Raw genomic sequence first — 15,856 nt, 5'->3', positions numbered from 1 at the left:
CGGTCTCAGGCGGGCAGGGGCTCCCGCGGCGAGAAGCTGTCCGCGCGCGCCATGGGCCAGTAGAGCTCGTAAACCGGCTGCGGCCAGGGGCGCTCGCCGCGTTCGGCGGCCAGGAGCTCGCCCGGCTGCACCACGGGCAGGCAGTTGGCCAGCAGGGTCACCCGGTCGCCCGGGGTGCGGCGCACGATGTGGCGGGTGGTGATCTCGCGCGGGTGCCGCAGGCCGGCGGCTTGCACCAGCTCCTGCAGGGCGTGCAGCGTGTTCTGGTGGAAATTGAAGACCCGCTCGGCCTTGTCGGGCACCACCAGGGCTTGCTGGCGCACCGGGTCCTGGGTGGTGACGCCGGTGGGGCAATGGCCGGTGTGGCAGGCCTGGGCCTGGATGCAGCCCAGGGCGAACATGAAGCCACGGGCGGAATTGCACCAGTCGGCACCCAGGGCCATGGCGCGGGCGATGTCGAAAGCGCTGACGATGCGCCCGGCCGCGCCGATGCGAACCTTCTCGCGCAGGTTCAGCCCCACCAGGGTGTTGTGCACCAGCAGCAGGCCTTCCTGCAGCGGCGCGCCCACATGGTCGGTGAACTCCAGCGGCGCAGCGCCCGTGCCGCCCTCGCCCCCGTCCACCACGATGAAGTCCGGCGTGAGGCCGGTGGTCAGCATGGCCTTGCAGATGGCGAACCACTCCCAGGGGTGGCCGATGCAGAGCTTGAAGCCGGCGGGCTTGCCGCCGGAGAGTTCACGCAGCCGGGCCACGAAGCGCAGCAGTTCCTCGGGCGTGGCGAAGGCGCTGTGGGCCGCCGGCGAGACGCAGTCCACGCCTTCGGGCACCCCGCGCGCCGCGGCGATCTCGGCCGTCACCTTGGGCCCTGGCAGCACGCCCCCGTGGCCGGGCTTGGCCCCTTGCGAGAGCTTCACCTCAATCAGCTTGATCTGCGGGTCGGTGGCCAGGGCGGCGAACTTCTCGGCATCGAAGCGGCCGGCCTCGTCGCGGCAGCCGAAGTAGCCCGAGGCCACCTCCCAGACCAGATCGCCACCATGCTCACGGTGGTAGCGGCTGACCGAGCCCTCGCCGGTGTCGTGCATGAAGCCGCCGCGCTTGGCGCCGGCGTTGAGCGCCAGGATGGCGTTGGCCGACAGCGCGCCGAAGCTCATCGCCGAGATGTTGAACACGCTGGCGCTGTAGGGCTGGGCGCAGCCCTCGCCGATGGTGATGCGGAAATCGTGCGAGGCCAGCACCGTGGGCTGCAGCGAGTGGTTGAGCCACTCGTAGCCCTGGCGGTGCACGTCCAGCTGGGTGCCCAGCGGCCGCTTGTCGGGCTCGCCCTTGGCCCGCTGGTAGACCAGCGAACGCTGCTGGCGCGAGAAGGGCGCGGCCTCGTTGTCGCTCTCGATGAAGTACTGGCGGATCTCCGGCCGGATGAACTCCAGCAGGAAGCGCAGGTGGCCGATGACAGGGTAGTTGCGCAGCACCGCGTGCCGGCGCTGGCGCAGATCCCGGATGCCGACGACGACGCCGGTCCAGCCCAGCAGGGCCCACCAGCCCCCCACGCCGAAGCCGATCCAGGCGAAGGCGCCCAGCAGGGCGGCGGTCGCGCAGCCCAGCAGGGCCAGGTAGCGGATGGGCAGGTGGCGGTCGAGCGCGATCAGCCAGGCGGGCATGGTCTCCTCCGGGGGGGCGGCCGGGGCCGCTGGTGTGTGTGCGGCGCCTCAGCCGGGGCTCAGTTGGGCACCATGTCCGAAGGGTACTTCCAGAAATCGCGCAGCAGATAGTTCATCGGCATGTTCAGCGACACGTTGCGCGGCGGAATCGGCCTGGTGAACCAGCGGTCGTAGATGGCATAGGCCTCGCGGCTGGTGATCAGGCGCTTCATCTCGGCGTCCACCAGGGCCTTGAACTCCGGGTCGTCCTTGCTGAGCATGATGGCCAGCGGCTCGATCGTCAGGAAGCCGCCGACGACCTTGTACTTCTCCGGGTCGGGCCGTTCCGAGCGCAGGCCGTAGAGCAGCACGTCGTCCATCGCGAAGCCGTCCACCTGCCCCTTGTCCAGCATGTCCACCGCGGCGGCGTGGCTGGGGGCCTCGACGATGTCGATGTAGAGCAGGCGTTCCTCGTTGGCGTGCTGCACCGCCTTGAGCACCGTGGTGCCCTTGGTGATGGCCAGCTTCTTGTGCTCGAAGTCGTTGATCTTGTCGAACTTGGTGTTGGCATGCACCAGGATGCGGGCGCCGGTGATGTAGTGCGGGATGGTGAAGGCCACCTGCTTGCGGCGCTCGGCGTTGTTGGTGGTGGAGCCGCATTCCAGGTCGGCCTTGCCCTCCGTGATGGCCTGCATCCGGTTGGCCGAGGTCACCTGCAGATAGCCCACGTCCAGCTTGGGCAGGTTGAGCTGGCGCTTGACCGCGTCGGCCACCTTCAGACACAGGTCCAGGGCATAGCCCACGGGCTTGCCGCTGCTGCTGTCGATGTAGGACAGGGGCACGGAGGAATCGCGGTGGGCCAGGACGATCTTGCCGCTCTGGCGGATGCGGTCGAGCACCGGGCCCGCGAGGGTCGGGGTGGCCTGGGTGGCGAGCAAGGCGGCCAGCGCCAACAGGGGGAGTTGCTTCTTCATGGACATCGGGAAGGTCGGGCTTGTGGCCGGGGTCGCGGCGGGCCGGAGGGTGTCGGCGGCGGAACCCCAGTCGGACCCGCCGAGTCTATGCCCTTCCCGTGAAACGGGGCAGCGGTGCGCATGTGCCGATAATCCACGGGCTGTCCCGATTGGATTCCGACCCGATGCGCAAGCCTGATGTCTCCGCCCTGCTGGGCCTGATGCACCGCCGCCCCTGGCTGTTCGCCGGCGTGTCTCTCGGGGGCCTGGTCCTCGCGGGCATGCTGCTGCTGGGCATCTGGGCCGCGCTGCTCTACCCGATGCTGCCGGACCTGGACAAGGTCACCGACTACCAGCCCCGCCAGCCGCTGCAGGTCTTCACCCGCGATGGCGTGGAGATCGCCCAGTTCGGGTCCGAGCGCCGCGTCTTCCTGCCCATCGAGCGCATTCCGAAGATGATGCAGGACGCCCTGATCGCGGTGGAGGATGCGCGCTTTCGCGAGCACGGCGGGGTGGACCCGATCGGCATCGTGCGGGCCTTCGTCGCCAACATCACGCCCGGCGGCATGCGGCAAGGGGCCTCCACCATCACCCAGCAGGTGGCGCGCAACTTCTTCCTGTCGTCCAAGCGCACGCTGGACCGCAAGATCCGCGAGGCCATGCTGGCGGTCAAGATCGAGCACCAGCTCGACAAGGACCAGATCCTGGAGCTCTACATGAACCAGATCTACCTGGGGCACCGCGCCTATGGCTTTGGCGCCGCAGCCCAGGTGTACTTCGGCAAACCGCTGGACCAGCTCAGCATCGCCGAGGACGCGATGCTGGCCGGTCTGCCGCAGAACCCCGGCTACGCCAACCCCATCACCAACTTCGATCGCGCGGTGGCCCGCCAGCATGTGGTGCTGGGCCGCATGCTGGCCACCGGCGTCATCACCCAGGCCCAGTACGACGAGGCCAAGGCCCAGAAGCTGGTGATCCGCTCCGAGAACCAGGTGGCGGTGCATGCGGAGCATGTGGCCGAGATGGCGCGCCAGATCGTCTACCAGCGCTTTGGCGAGCAGGCCTACAGCGAGGGCTACAAGGTCACCACCTCGCTGATTGCCGCCGACCAGCAGGCCGCCTGGGCGGCGCTGCGCCGCGGCGTGCTGGACCATGAGCGCCGCCAGGCCTGGCGTGGCCCGGAGGACCAGGAAGACCTGGGCGACGACACCGGCGACGACGAGGACCAGGCGGCCCAGATCCTGAAGGACCAGCGCGACGACGAGGACCTTCGCGTGGCCCTGGTGCTGCAGGCCAGCCCGAGCAAGGTGGAGGCGGTGCTCGCCACCGGCGAGAAGGTCACCCTCGAAGGCGAGGGCCTGCGCTGGGCCAGGAGCGGCCTGTCGCCCAAGGCGCCGGACAACCTGGCCCTGCGCCGGGGATCGGTGATCCGGGTGATGAAGGCCGACAAGGGCGGCTGGACGATTGCCCAGTGGCCGCAGGCTCAGTCGGCCTTCGTCTCGCTGGACCCGGGCACCGGCCGGGTGCGGGCCCTGGTGGGTGGCTTCGACTTCACCCGCCAGCAGTTCAACCACGCCACCCAGGCCTGGCGCCAGCCGGGCTCCAGCTTCAAGCCCTTCCTGTATTCGGCGGCGATGGAGCACGGCGTGCAGCCGGCCACGGTGGTCAACGACGCGCCCTGGCCGGTGGGGCCCGATGGCTGGAACCCGCAGAACGACAACGGCCAGTACGACGGGCCGATCTCCCTGCGCCGGGCCCTGGCCAAGTCCAAGAACCTGGTCAGCATCCGGCTGGTGCAGTACATCGGCGTGGACACCGCGCGTCAGTGGACCGGCCGCTTCGGCTTCGACGTCAACCGCCAGCCCGACAACCTGACGCTGGCGTTGGGGGCGGGCAGCACCACGCCGATGCAGCTGGCCACCGCCTATGCTGCGCTGGCCAATGGCGGCTACAAGGTGGACCCGGTGGTGATCGAGCGCATCACCGATGCCCAGGGCAAGGTCGTCTTCCAGGCGCCGCCGCCGGTGCCGCTGACCGAGGCCCAGCGCATCATCCCGGCGCGCAACGCCTTCGTGATCGACAGCCTGCTCAACGAGGTGACCCGCAGCGGCACGGCCGCACGCGCCCAGGCCACGCTCAAGCGGCCCGACATCTACGGCAAGACCGGCACCACCAACGACGCGGTGGACGCCTGGTTTGCCGGCTTCCAGCCCTCGGTGGTGGCAGTGGTGTGGATGGGCTACGACGACCCGCGCAGCCTGGGCAGCCACGAAAGCGGTGGCGGGGCCTCGCTGCCCATCTGGCTGGGCTACATGTCCCAGGTGCTGCGCAACGTGCCGGTGCACACCATCGATCCACCCGAGGGCGTGCAAGAGGTCAACGGCGAGTGGTACTACAACGAGTACGCCGAAGGCGGCTACGTGACCCAGATCGGGGTGGACGATGCGGCGGGGGCGGCCTCCGGCGCATCTGCCGCCGAGGGCGCCTCGGCGCCGCAGGAAGCCGCGCTTCCCCCGGTGGCGCCCGCCGCCAGCCACCCCTGAGTCCTCTTTCCATTCCGCAGGAGACAAGCACATGGCCGTGTACGCACTGGGCGAGCAGCAGCCGCAGATCGACGACAGCGCCTGGGTGGCCGACTCGGCCCAGGTCATCGGCAACGTCGAACTGGCGGAAGACGTCAGCGTCTGGTTCGGCGCCATCCTGCGTGGCGACCAGCTGGAGCCCATCCGCGTGGGCCCGCGCAGCAACCTGCAGGACGCCTGCGTGCTGCATTCCGACCCCGGCAAGCCGCTGACCCTGGGCGCGGGCGTGACGGTGGGCCACCAGGCCATGCTGCACGGCTGCACCGTGGGCGACAACACGCTGATCGGCATCGGCGCGGTGGTGCTCAACGGCGCGAAGATCGGCGCCAACTGCCTGGTCGGCGCCGGGGCGCTGGTGACCGAGTGCAAGGAGTTCCCGGACGGCTCGCTGATCGTCGGCAGCCCGGCGGTGGTCAAACGGGCCCTGACGCCCGAGCAGATCGCCGGCCTGGCCCGCAGCGCCACCCACTACGTGGCCAATGCCCGGCGCTTCCGTGACGGGCTGCGGCGCGTCGATTGAGGCTCACGCCGGGTCGGCCGGCCGGATGGGCGTGGCTGAAGCGTCTTCGATGACCGTCGCCATCCAGGCAGCGATGGCTTCGTCGCTGGCGCCGGGGCGCAGCGCGGCCGCGCACAGGACATGGTGGTCCGGCGCTTCGCGGGCCATCCAGGCCAGGGCCTTCTTCGGGCCGGGGTACCAAAGGGTGCGCAGCGCGAAGTAGTCCTCCAGCGCCATCATCAGCAGCCAGTGGCGGCGGTAGTCACCCTCGGCATCGCCGCGGCGCAGGCGCTGCAGCATCTTGGCCACCCAGACCCGCAGGGCCTGGGCCTCGTCAGGCGCCAGGGGCTGCGGGCCCTTCGCATGCAGGGCCTCGAGTTGGGCCAGGAAGCGCGTGGCTTCATCGCCGCGCTGGGCCAGCACCTGCGCGCCGCGCAGGTAGAGCTGCTCGGCGCTCGGTTCGGCCAGCACCGTCTCCGGGTGGACGAAGACGTCCAGGGCCCGGCCCTGGTGCCAGCGGGCATCCCGGCGGACCTGGGCGATGGGGGCGAACAGGGCCAGGTCGATGTCGCTCTCCGGCCCGGCGCTGCCATCGGCCAGCGAGCCATACAACAGGGCGGTGTGGGCGCCGTGGGTTTGTCGCAGCCCCTCGACCAGGGCGCGCAGTTCGGTCGGGTCCATGGCTTCAGGCGGTGCCCGCGCCGGCATCCAGCGCCTCGACCGGGATCGGCTCGACCAGGTGCGCCCGGTTGGCCGGCGCGGCATAGGGCTCGGGCCAGAACTCGACCATGCGGGCAATGCGCCCGCCGTGCACGGTGAAGAAGCTGAGGGCCTGGGCCCGTTGCACACCGTCGGTGATGCTGACGTCGGTCACCACCTCATCGACCGAGGCGCCGCCACCGGCCACCAGACGGTTCAGGGTGAAGCGCCAGGGGCCGTGGGCCGGGTACTCGGTGTTCATGCGCACGAAGTTGGCCGCGCCGCGGATGCGCTCCCGGGACTGCGGCCAATCCAGCGTGAAGTCTTCGGCCAGCAGCGGGGCCAGGCTGGCGAAGTCGTTGCTGGCCATGCGCTGCCAGAAGTCGCGGACGAGTTGTTCGGCAGAGGTCATCTGAGGAGGCGGTGGTAAGGGCGTTTCATCTTGACATGCGCTGGCGCTCAACGCTTCCGGCCGCCAGGGGATGGCCAGGCCGGCCCCGGGGCCACGTGGGCCGCGGGCAACCGGGCGCGCGGCAGCAGCTCCTGCACCGCGCGGGTGGCCTGGTCGATGGCGCTGTGGGCATAGGCGTAGGCGCCCGCGTCGGCATTGGCAATGGCCACCCGGCCCCAGCCGCGGCGGGCCGTCTCGCAGGGCAGCGGGCCGTCGGGCCAGTATCGGTCCCAGGGCCGCATGTACTCGTAGGCATAGCCATGGGCCCAGCGGTTGACGGTGATGGCCTCGATGTCGCTGGCATGGTCGAAACCGAAGCCGCCCAGGGCGCTTTGCAGCGTCTGGCGGATCTGCGTCTCCAGGTGTTCAAAGGACCAGCCCAGCAGCTGGGCTCGTCCTTCGGCGGCCTGGGTTCGGGCTGGGCGGCCATCGCCCGGCACCACCACCTTGGCCAGGTGCAGCAGGATGGGCTCGTCCGGGTGCTCCGGCGGGGCGAGGCTGCCCATGCGCATCGCGAAATCCAGCGAGGCCTCGTCCCAGAAGCCGCCGACCGGCGTGAAGCCGTGCAGGCCGGCGCGGGCGAAGGCCCGCCAGTTCGACAGCAGCACGTTGGCGTAGAGCAGCGGCACCTTGACCTGGTCGTCCAGCGCGCGCCGCTGGGCCGCGGGTAGCTCGTCGCTCAGCCGCGCGATGACGCGGTGCCAGCAGGCCAGCAGCACCTGGCGGGCCCGCACCTCGCGCAGCCGGCCCTGGCCGTCCACGTAGCGCACCGCCACCTGCTCGGCCTGTTCCGGCGGGCCCAGGTGGCGCAGGCCCACGGCCGTGGCCCGCAGGCGCAGCCGCACCGGCTGCTCGGGCCGGTCCAGCGCCGCCATGTCCAGCACGCCGTCGGCCAGGCTGTCCATGGTCTGCCCGGGCAGGCAGCCGGGGATCAGGCCGCGCACCAGGGCGCGGGCCACGCCGGCATTGCCGTCGGGGAAGTGGAAGATGTACGGGTCCTGGCTGAGCATCAGCTGGCGGCCGCTGGGGGACTGGCGGCGGTCCGGGCCCTCGCCCAGGTCCAGGCCGGCGAAGCCGGGCAGGCCGCCGGCCCAGGCGTCCAGCGCGGTGGTGGCCTCGGTGCCCACGCCGAAGTAGGCGCGGGTCTCACCGCGCAGCAGGCGCAGCACCTCCTCGTCGGCGCCCCAGTGCTGGCGCAGGAACTGGTCGTAGGTCATGCCGGCCAGGGCGGCGCGGCGGGCGCTCGGGGTGTGCAGATGGGGCAGCGGGTTGCGGGGCGTGTCGCTGGCGTAGAGGGCGGCCAGCGTGGCCTGGGCCGCGGGCGACAGCGGCGTGCGGGCCAGCCAGGCGGCGGCTGGCTCGTCCGGCTCGGGGCAGACCAGGCGGTCGGCGCCCTGCAGGCCGGGCCACTGGTCGGCGGTGAAGAGGCGGCCGTGGCGCAGCAGGCCATGGCGACGCGACCAGTCCTGATCGAAGAATTCGTGCTGGAAGCGGGAGAGGTCGATGCCGACATCGCGCAGCAGCTGCTGCACGGCGGGCGAGAACAGGCTGGGCGAATCGAGCGACTGCGAGCCGCCATAGCCCACGAGGCGTCGGCCCGAGCGGGAGAGGAATTCGTTGCGCCGGGCGTGACCGCCCAGGTCGTCCAGGGCGTCCAGCAGCAGGATGCGCACCGGCCGTCCGGCGTGCTGGCGGTAGAGCCAGGCGCCGGCCAGGCCGCTGATGCCCGCGCCCACGACCACCAGGTCCTCCACCTCGGGGTCGCGCTCGACGACGGCGTCGCGCAGGGCTTCAGGGTGGTCGCGCCAGGCATGGGCGTGGGCCCGGGCGTTGTCCGTCTGGCCCTGCAGACCGGTGCGGCGGCTGGGGTGGTCGGCGAGCGGGCCTTCCGTGGGCGGCGTCTGGGCGTGGGTGGACAGGGCGCGGCCGGCCAGGGCCAGGGCGGCGGCACCGTGCAGCAGGTCGCGGCGCTGGATGTCGGGGAAGGGCATGGGGCGTGAGGTTAGCGTGGCATGTCGGGCCGTGGTGGGGAGGTGGTGGCGGGCCCTGGGGTGCCGGGGCACCGGGGTGGGCTTCGGCGGGTCGGCCCAGGCCCGGCGGGCCTGGGCTGCCCTCGGGTGCTCGCGGGGCGGGACGGGCGTGGAACTCGCTGCGCGCTCACGCGCTTCGCTCAAACACCCACGCCCAGTCAGTTCACGAAGCGCGCTGGCGCGCGTGTCCCGCCCCGCTGTGCGCCCTCGGCGACCCTCAGGCGCCCACCCCGGTGCCCCGACACCCCAGGGCGGGCGCGGTGGTGCTCCTTGAAAGGGAAGGGTCGCCACCCACGGTGACCGCGGTGGACGGTGGGCCGGGTGGCGGGACGTGGAGGGTGCCGATCGCCCGGCCACCTGGCCCGCCGTCCGCCGCCGCGCGCCAACCCCCAACCCAATCCCCAAAACCCTCAATCCAAGGTCTGCCGATACCTCGCCAGCGCCACCGCCCCCGCCACCGCCAGAAAGGCCAGCAGCGGCCACAGCTCGGGCAGCACTTGCAGGAAGCCGTTGCCCTTGAGCAGGATGCCCCGCACGATGCGCAGGAAGTGGGTCAGGGGCAGCAGCTCGCCCAGGTGCTGGGCCCAGGCCGGCATGCCGCGGAAGGGGAACATGAAGCCCGACAGCAGCATCGAGGGCAGGAAGAAGAAGAAGGTGGCCTGCAGCGCCTGCATCTGGTTGCGCGCCAGTGTGGAGAAGGTGAAGCCCACCGCCAGGTTGGCCAGCATAAAGACGCCGATCATGCCCATCAGCAGCAGGAAGCTGCCCTCCATCGGCACCTCGAACAGAAAGGCCCCGGCCGCCAGGATCACGCTGAGCTGGATGTAGCCCACCAGCACATAGGGCAGGATCTTGCCCAGCATCACCTCCACCGGCCGCACCGGCGTGGCCAGCAGGTTCTCCATCGTGCCGCGCTCGCGCTCGCGGGTCATGGCCAGGCCGGTCATCATCACCATGGTCATGGTCAGGATGGTGCCGATCAGGCCGGGCACGATGTTGTAACGCGACAGGCCCTCGGGGTTGTAGCGGCGCTGGATGCGCAGCTCATAGGGCGCCTCGCCCGCCTTCAGGCCGGCCAGAGGGCCGATCAGGTCGCGGTCCAGTGCGCTCGCGCTGACCTGGCCCAGGGCGGCCAGGGCGTTGCTGGCGGCGCTGGGGTCGGTGGCGTCCACGCTGATCAGCACCGCCGGCTTCTCGCCCCGCACCACGCGGCGGCTGAAGTCATCGGGGATCACGAAGAGGAACTGCACCTCGCCGTCTTCCACCAGCGCGTCGCCCGCCGCCTCGCTGTCGGGTTGATGGGTGATGTGGAAGTAGCCGGTGTTCTCCAGCGTGGCCAGCAGGCTGCGCGCCAGCGGCCCGCTGTCGTGGCTGACCACCGCCGTGGGCAGGCCCTTGGGGTCGGTGTTGATGGCGTAGCCGAACAGCACCAGCTGGATGATGGGCACACCCACCGCCATCGCGAAGGTGGGGCGGTCCCGCATCATCTGCTGGAACTCCTTGACGAAGATGGCCCACAGCCGGGCCAGGCTGAACAGGCGCTTCACCTGGCGGCCTCCATGTTGTCGCGGCTCTGGCCGATCAGGCCGATGAACACATCCTCCAGCGAGGCCTGGGCCGGTGCCCAGCGCAGGCCGGGTTGCGCGCGCCACGGCGTGATGGCCTGCTCCAGCGCGGCCGGGTCGCTACCGGCCACGTGCAGCGCGCTGCCGAAGGCCGCCACGCTCTGCACCCCTGGGGCCTGCTTGAGCGGCGTGACCAACGGGGCCAGGGCGGCCGGGTCCTCGCGTTCGGCCTGCACGGCCCAGACGGTCAGGCCCGACTGGGCGATGATCTCGCGCTCGGTGCCGCGGGCCAGCAGGTGGCCATAGGCGATGTAGACCAGCTCATGGCAGCGCGCCGCCTCGTCCATGTAGTGGGTGGAGACCAGCACCGTGATGCCCTCGGCCGCCAGGCGGTGGATCTCGTCCCAGAAGTCGCGCCGGGCCTTGGGGTCCACGCCCGCGGTGGGCTCGTCCAGCAGCAGGAGGCGCGGCCGGTGCAGCAGGCAGGCCGCCAGGGCCAGGCGCTGCTTCCAGCCGCCCGAGAGCGCGCCGGCCAGCTGGCGCTGGCGGCTCACCAGGCCCAGGCGCTCCAGGGCCTCGTCCACCTGGCGCTTGCGCTCGGGCAGCTCGAACAGGCGGGCGATGAAGTCCAGGTTCTCGCGGATCGACAGGTCTTCGTACAGGCCGAAGCGCTGCGTCATGTAGCCCACCTGGCGGCGGATCTCCAGCGCGTCGCGCCGCAAGTCCAGGCCCAGGCAGTGGCCCTCGCCCTCGTCGGGGGTCAGCAGGCCGCAGAGCATGCGGATGGTGGTGGTCTTGCCGCTGCCGTTGGGCCCCAGGAAGCCGCAGATGCGGCCCGGGCGCAGCTGCAGGTCCACATGGTCCACCACGGTGGTCGTGCCATAGCGCTTGGTCAGGCCACGCACGTCGATGGCCCAGTCCGGGGCCAGGGTGGAAGAGGTCGGTGTCATGGCGGGCTCAGCGGCTCGCGCCCGCCACCGGGCGCACGTCCAGCGGCTGGCCGGGGTGCAGCTTCAGGGTGTCGGCCGGCCCGGGCCGGGCCTCCACCAGGAACACCAGCTTGCTGCGCTGGCTGTTGGAGTAGATGACCGGCGGCGTGTACTCGGCTTGCGGGGCGATGCGGCTGATGCGCGCGGCGATCGGGGCGCCGCAGCCGTCGCAACCCAGGCTCACGGGCTGACCCACCTGCAGCTGGCCCACCTCGGCCTCGGGCACGTAGAAGCGGGCCTTGCGGTGGTCGGGCGGCAGCAGCGAGACCACCGGCTGGCCGGCGCCCACGTATTCGCCCTCGCGGAAGAAGGTGTCGGCGATCAAGCCGGCGGCCGGGGCGCTCTGGCGGGCCTGCTGCTCGCGCCAGGCGGCCTGGGCCTGGGCTTCCTGGGCGGCCACGGTGTTGGCCTGGGCGGCGGCCAGCTCGGCGGGGCGGGCCGTGGGCTGTTCGGCGGTTTTCAGGGCCGCCTCCAGCTCGCTCACCTTGTCATGGGCCTGGCGGGCCGCGGTGGCTGCATTGTCCAGCTGGGACTGCGAGATGAAGCCCTGGGTCACCAGGCTGCGCTGACGCAGCAGCTCGGCGTCGGCCAGCGTGGCCGCCGCATGGGCCTGGGCCAGCTGGGCCCGGCTGACGGCGATCTGCGGTGCACGCAGCCCGGTCTGCCCGTTGGCCGCCTGGGCGCGCGCGGCCTGCACCTGCGCGTCGGCCTGGGCGCGGGCCGCGCGGGCGGCCACGTCGTCCAGCTGGAACAGCGGCGCACCGGCGCCGACCGTCTGCCCCTGGGTGACGGCCAGGCGGGTCAGGGTGCCGGCCACCGGGGCGGCCACATAGACATAGTCGCCTTCCACATAGCCGGACCAGGCGGCCGGGGCCTGTGGCTGGCAGGCGGTCAACAGCAGCAGGCAGAGCAGTGGCAGGCCATGCAGGGCAGGGCGCATCGAAGGGGTCATGGGGACGCTCCAGCGGCAGCCGCCGCACGGGGGGATGGGCCGAGCGCGGCCAGCGCCAGGTCCACCCGTTGGACCAGGGCCTCGTCGCTCAGCACCTGCTGATCCAGCAGCTCGCCCAGCAGGGCCGGGGCCACGCCCAGCTGCAGCGCGCCGGTGGCGATCAGGGTGGGCGCGTTGACCGCACCCATCAGAAAGGTGAAGGCCTGCAAGGGAGGCAGTGCCTGCAGCTCGCCGGCGCCCTGGGCCTCCTGCAAGAGGGCCAGCAGCAGGCCCAGATGGCGGGGCGCGTTGGCCCGCAGGAAGTCGTGGACGACGGGCTCGCCCTGGGCAGCGTCCAGGGCCAGGCGCGCCGCCACGGCGCGGTGCTGGCGCAGGAAGCGGCCCAGCGTCAGCAGGGCACCGCGCAGACGATCGCGCGGCCGTTCCTCACCGCGGCCGTGCACGTTCAGGGCGGCGAACATCTGCTCGTAGAGCTGCTGCAGCACTGCGCGCAGAAAGGCCGGCTTGCCGCCGAAGTGGTAATGCACCATGGCCGGCTGGGTGCCGGCGTGCTCGGCCACCTTGCGCAGCGACAGTCCGGCGCAGCCGCACTGCGGGTACAGGGCCAGCGCGCTGGCGATCAGCGCCTGGTCCACGGCTTGGGAGGGGCGGGCCATGGCTGCATTATTGGTCGATTGGCCAGTAATTCGTCAAGTCCGGATCCAGATGGCCCAGCGCCGGCCTGGGATGCCCGCGGCTGCTAAACTGCGGACCCCATGGCGCCGATTTGTTCCGGATTGCGGGCGCCCAACAAATGCCGCTAAAGAGGGACCCCGAGACCTGTGCACCCGGTGTCCGCTTTGTCTGGCGCGACGTCCGGGTGTTTTGTTTTGGATGAATGGAGAGTCGGACATGACGAGCTCCGTCGGGGTGGTCACACCGCAGCGCATGCGCTTCGACCAGCCCCTGCCGCTGCAGAGCGGCGCGCAGCTGCCGGCCTATGAGCTGGTGTACGAGACCTACGGCACGCTCAATGCCCAGCGCAGCAATGCCGTGCTGGTGTGCCACGCCCTCAATGCCTCGCACCACGTGGCCGGCCTGCACGCCGACGATCCCAAGAGCCTGGGCTGGTGGGACAACATGGTGGGCCCCGGCAAGCCGGTGGACACCGACCGCTTCTTCGTCATCGGGGTGAACAACCCCGGTTCCTGCTTCGGCTCGACCGGGCCGATGCACACCAACCCGGCCACCGGCCGGCCCTGGGGCGCGGACTTCCCCGTCTGCACGGTGGAGGACTGGGTGGACGCCCAGGCGCGGCTGATCGAGGCCCTGGGCATCCGCCAGCTGGCGGCCGTGCTGGGCGGCAGCCTGGGCGGCATGCAGGCCCAGGCCTGGGCCCTGCGCTACCCCGAGCGCCTGCGCCACTGCGTGGCCGTGGCCACGGCGCCCAATCTGTCGGCGCAGAACATCGCCTTCAACGAGGTGGCGCGCCGGGCCATCGTCACCGACCCGGACTTCCACGGCGGCCACTTCTACGCCCATGGCGTGGTGCCCAAGCGCGGCCTGCGGGTGGCGCGCATGATCGGCCACATCACCTACCTGTCCGACGACTCGATGGAGGCCAAGTTCGGCCGCGAGCTGCGCGACGCCGAGCTGCACTTCAGCACCCAGGACATCGAGTTCCAGATCGAGAGCTACCTGCGCTACCAGGGCGACAAGTTCAGCGAGTACTTCGACGCCAACACCTACCTGCTGATCACCCGTGCGCTGGACTACTTCGACCCGGCCCGCGCCCACGGTGGTGACCTGGCCCGCGCCTACGCGGCGGCCAAGGCCATCCGCTTCCTGCTGGTGAGCTTCACCACCGACTGGCGCTTCTCGCCGGCGCGCTCGCGCGAGATCGTCAAGGCCCTGGTCGACAACCGGGCCGACGTGAGCTATGCCGAGATCGACGCGCCGCACGGTCACGACGCCTTCCTGCTGGAGGACCCGCGCTACCTGGCGGTGATGAGGGCCTACTTCGAGCGCATCGCCGCCGATGTCACCCCGGGAGCCCGCGCATGACCACCCCGCTGAAGAACCTGGAAGTGATCGCCCGCCTGGTGCCCCAGGGCGCCCGCGTGCTGGACCTGGGCTGCGGCAGTGGCGAGCTGCTGGCCTACCTGATGCGCGAGCGCGGCTGCGTCGGCTACGGCATCGAACTGGACGATGCCAACGTGCTGGCCAGCACCCAGCGCGGCATCAACGTCATCCAGCTCAACCTGGAAGAGGGGCTGAAGCTCTTCGACGACCACAGCTTCGACGTGGTGCTGCAACTGGAGACCCTGCAGCACCTGCGCAATGCCGAGAAGATGCTGCGCGAGACCGCGCGGGTGGGTCGCATCGGCATCGTCAGCTTCCCCAACTTCGCGCACTGGCCCAACCGGGTCTCGGTGCTGCGCGGGCGCATGCCGGTGACCAAGGCCCTGCCCTACGAGTGGTACGACACGCCCAACATCCGCGTGGGCACCTACGCCGACTTCGAGGTGCTGGCGCGCAAGAACGGGCTGCAAATCCTCGACAGCTTCGGCCTGCAGGACGGCGAGATGGTGCGCACCCTGCCCAACCTGCTGGCCAGCGTGGCGGTGTTCAAGTTCGAGCGCGGCTGAGCGGCGCGGCTCCGTCGGACGGGGCCAGCGCCGCCCCCTCCCGGGCCAGCCGCGCGGCCAGGGTGCTGAGCGCCGCATAGGCCTGGGCCAGGGCCGGGTCGCGGGCCTGCATGGCCGCGGTCTCGGCCTGCACCACGGCACTGTCGCCGCGCGCGGCCGGGCCGGTCAGCGCGGCGGCCGGCCCCAGGCGCAGCAGGTTGTCGGCCACGTTCTTCGCAAAGGCCTGCCACAGCGGGGCGATCAGTTCCGGTGGCATGCCGCAGCCCTGCCACAGCTCGGCCGCCGCGGCGGCCAGCACCGGCGGGAAGTTGCTGACCAGCACCGCCGCACCGTGGTACAGCGGCTTGTCGGCGGCCTGCAGCCGAAAGCAGCGCCCGCCGATGGCGCCAAAGGCCTGCTCGGCCCGCGCCACGGCCGGGTCATCGCCCTCCAGCGCGCAGGCCGTGCCGGCGAACTGGGCCTGGGCCGCGGCCGGATCGGCAAAGCTCAGTGCGGGGTGGGCGCTGGCGGCGGCCCAGCCGGCGGCCTGCAGCGGGGCCAGCGCAGCGGCGGGGGAGAAGCCGCTGCAATGCCAGGCCACCGCCGGCGCCAGGCCCGCGTTCGCCAGGCGCGCGGCGCTGTCGGCCAGCGCGCCGTCCGGCGTGGCCAGCAGCCAGACCTCGGCCGGGCGCATGGCCGCCGGCTCGCTCACCGGCCGGCCGGCCCCCAGGGCGGCCACGGCCGCCTGGGCGCTCAGGGGGCTGCGGGTCAGCACGTCGCCCAGCCTGAACACGCCTGCGGCCTGCCAGAGCGCCGCCAGGGTGCGGCCCACACGGCCGGCGCCCACCAGGTTGAGGGTTGGAGGAGATCCAGTCATGGGCCGCATTGTGGCG

The 15,856-nt window shown here is 71.5% G+C and carries 14 protein-coding genes; 4 read left to right on the top strand and 10 right to left on the bottom strand.

Features of this window, described 5'->3' with window-relative positions:
* Positions 1–5 precede the first annotated feature (5 nt).
* Together LRM40_RS16470 and LRM40_RS16465 are read right to left on the bottom strand one after the other, a co-directional pair.
* A complete protein-coding gene (locus tag LRM40_RS16470) occupies positions 6–1,658 on the bottom strand; it encodes an FMN-binding glutamate synthase family protein (protein ID WP_151125345.1) in 1,653 nt (550 codons plus the stop codon).
* A 59-nt stretch (positions 1,659–1,717) separates the two neighbouring features.
* Complete coding sequence (locus LRM40_RS16465; RefSeq protein WP_151125346.1) at positions 1,718–2,611, bottom strand: amino acid ABC transporter substrate-binding protein; 894 nt, start codon at positions 2,609–2,611, stop codon at positions 1,718–1,720.
* A gap of 164 nt (positions 2,612–2,775) precedes the next feature.
* Between LRM40_RS16465 and LRM40_RS16460 the strand changes: the two genes are divergently transcribed.
* The gene (locus LRM40_RS16460) at positions 2,776–5,133 is read left to right on the top strand and encodes a penicillin-binding protein 1A (protein WP_151125347.1); all 2,358 of its coding nucleotides are present in this window, start codon (positions 2,776–2,778) and stop codon (positions 5,131–5,133) included.
* 31 nt (positions 5,134–5,164) lie between these two features.
* Positions 5,165–5,692, top strand: a complete 528-nt coding sequence (locus LRM40_RS16455) for a gamma carbonic anhydrase family protein (RefSeq protein ID WP_151125348.1) — start codon at positions 5,165–5,167, stop codon at positions 5,690–5,692.
* 3 nt (positions 5,693–5,695) lie between these two features.
* Here LRM40_RS16455 and LRM40_RS21495 read toward each other — a convergent pair whose 3' ends face one another.
* The 7 genes from LRM40_RS21495 to LRM40_RS16420 all read right to left on the bottom strand — a co-directional run bounded on the left by LRM40_RS21495 (position 5,696) and on the right by LRM40_RS16420 (position 13,013).
* Positions 5,696–6,352 (bottom strand): nucleotidyltransferase family protein, encoded by a 657-nt coding sequence (locus LRM40_RS21495; protein WP_170288942.1) that lies wholly within the window; start codon positions 6,350–6,352, stop codon positions 5,696–5,698.
* Positions 6,353–6,356: 4 nt separating this feature from the next.
* The gene (locus LRM40_RS16445; protein ID WP_151125350.1) at positions 6,357–6,782 is read right to left on the bottom strand and encodes a nuclear transport factor 2 family protein; all 426 of its coding nucleotides are present in this window, start codon (positions 6,780–6,782) and stop codon (positions 6,357–6,359) included.
* Positions 6,783–6,829: 47 nt separating this feature from the next.
* Positions 6,830–8,812 carry an NAD(P)-binding protein gene (locus LRM40_RS16440; RefSeq protein ID WP_151125351.1) on the bottom strand — a complete coding sequence of 661 codons (1,983 nt, stop codon included), beginning with the start codon at positions 8,810–8,812 and terminating at the stop codon, positions 6,830–6,832.
* Positions 8,813–9,261: 449 nt separating this feature from the next.
* Entirely contained in the window at positions 9,262–10,398 is a 1,137-nt protein-coding gene (locus tag LRM40_RS16435) for an ABC transporter permease (RefSeq protein ID WP_151125352.1), read from the bottom strand.
* Complete coding sequence (locus tag LRM40_RS16430) at positions 10,395–11,366, bottom strand: ABC transporter ATP-binding protein (protein ID WP_151125353.1); 972 nt, start codon at positions 11,364–11,366, stop codon at positions 10,395–10,397. Before LRM40_RS16430 ends, LRM40_RS16435 begins: the two co-directional genes overlap by 4 nt.
* Positions 11,367–11,373: 7 nt before the next feature.
* Complete coding sequence (locus LRM40_RS16425; protein WP_151125354.1) at positions 11,374–12,357, bottom strand: HlyD family secretion protein; 984 nt, start codon at positions 12,355–12,357, stop codon at positions 11,374–11,376.
* Positions 12,354–13,013: a TetR/AcrR family transcriptional regulator gene (locus LRM40_RS16420; RefSeq protein ID WP_151125355.1), complete on the bottom strand. Its 660-nt coding sequence runs from the start codon at positions 13,011–13,013 to the stop codon at positions 12,354–12,356. Before LRM40_RS16420 ends, LRM40_RS16425 begins: the two co-directional genes overlap by 4 nt.
* A 235-nt stretch (positions 13,014–13,248) precedes the next feature.
* On the opposite strand from LRM40_RS16420, the gene metX reads away from it, so the two are divergent.
* Together metX and metW are read left to right on the top strand one after the other, a co-directional pair.
* On the top strand, positions 13,249–14,400 hold the full coding sequence (gene metX / locus LRM40_RS16415; protein WP_151125356.1) for a homoserine O-succinyltransferase MetX: 1,152 nt from the start codon (positions 13,249–13,251) through the stop codon (positions 14,398–14,400).
* Complete coding sequence (metW, locus tag LRM40_RS16410) at positions 14,397–14,984, top strand: methionine biosynthesis protein MetW (RefSeq protein ID WP_151125357.1); 588 nt, start codon at positions 14,397–14,399, stop codon at positions 14,982–14,984. The genes metX and metW overlap by 4 nt, the downstream gene beginning before the upstream one ends.
* Here the strand turns inward: metW and LRM40_RS16405 are convergent.
* The gene (locus LRM40_RS16405; protein ID WP_231067601.1) at positions 14,965–15,840 is read right to left on the bottom strand and encodes a Rossmann-like and DUF2520 domain-containing protein; all 876 of its coding nucleotides are present in this window, start codon (positions 15,838–15,840) and stop codon (positions 14,965–14,967) included. The two genes, metW and LRM40_RS16405, sit on opposite strands and share 20 nt — an antisense overlap.
* Between the last annotated feature and the right edge of the window lie 16 nt (positions 15,841–15,856).

The sequence above is a fragment of the Ideonella dechloratans genome, assembly GCF_021049305.1.
GTDB lineage: Bacteria > Pseudomonadota > Gammaproteobacteria > Burkholderiales > Burkholderiaceae_C > Ideonella > Ideonella dechloratans.
This window is presented reverse-complemented; position numbering and strand designations above follow the sequence as displayed.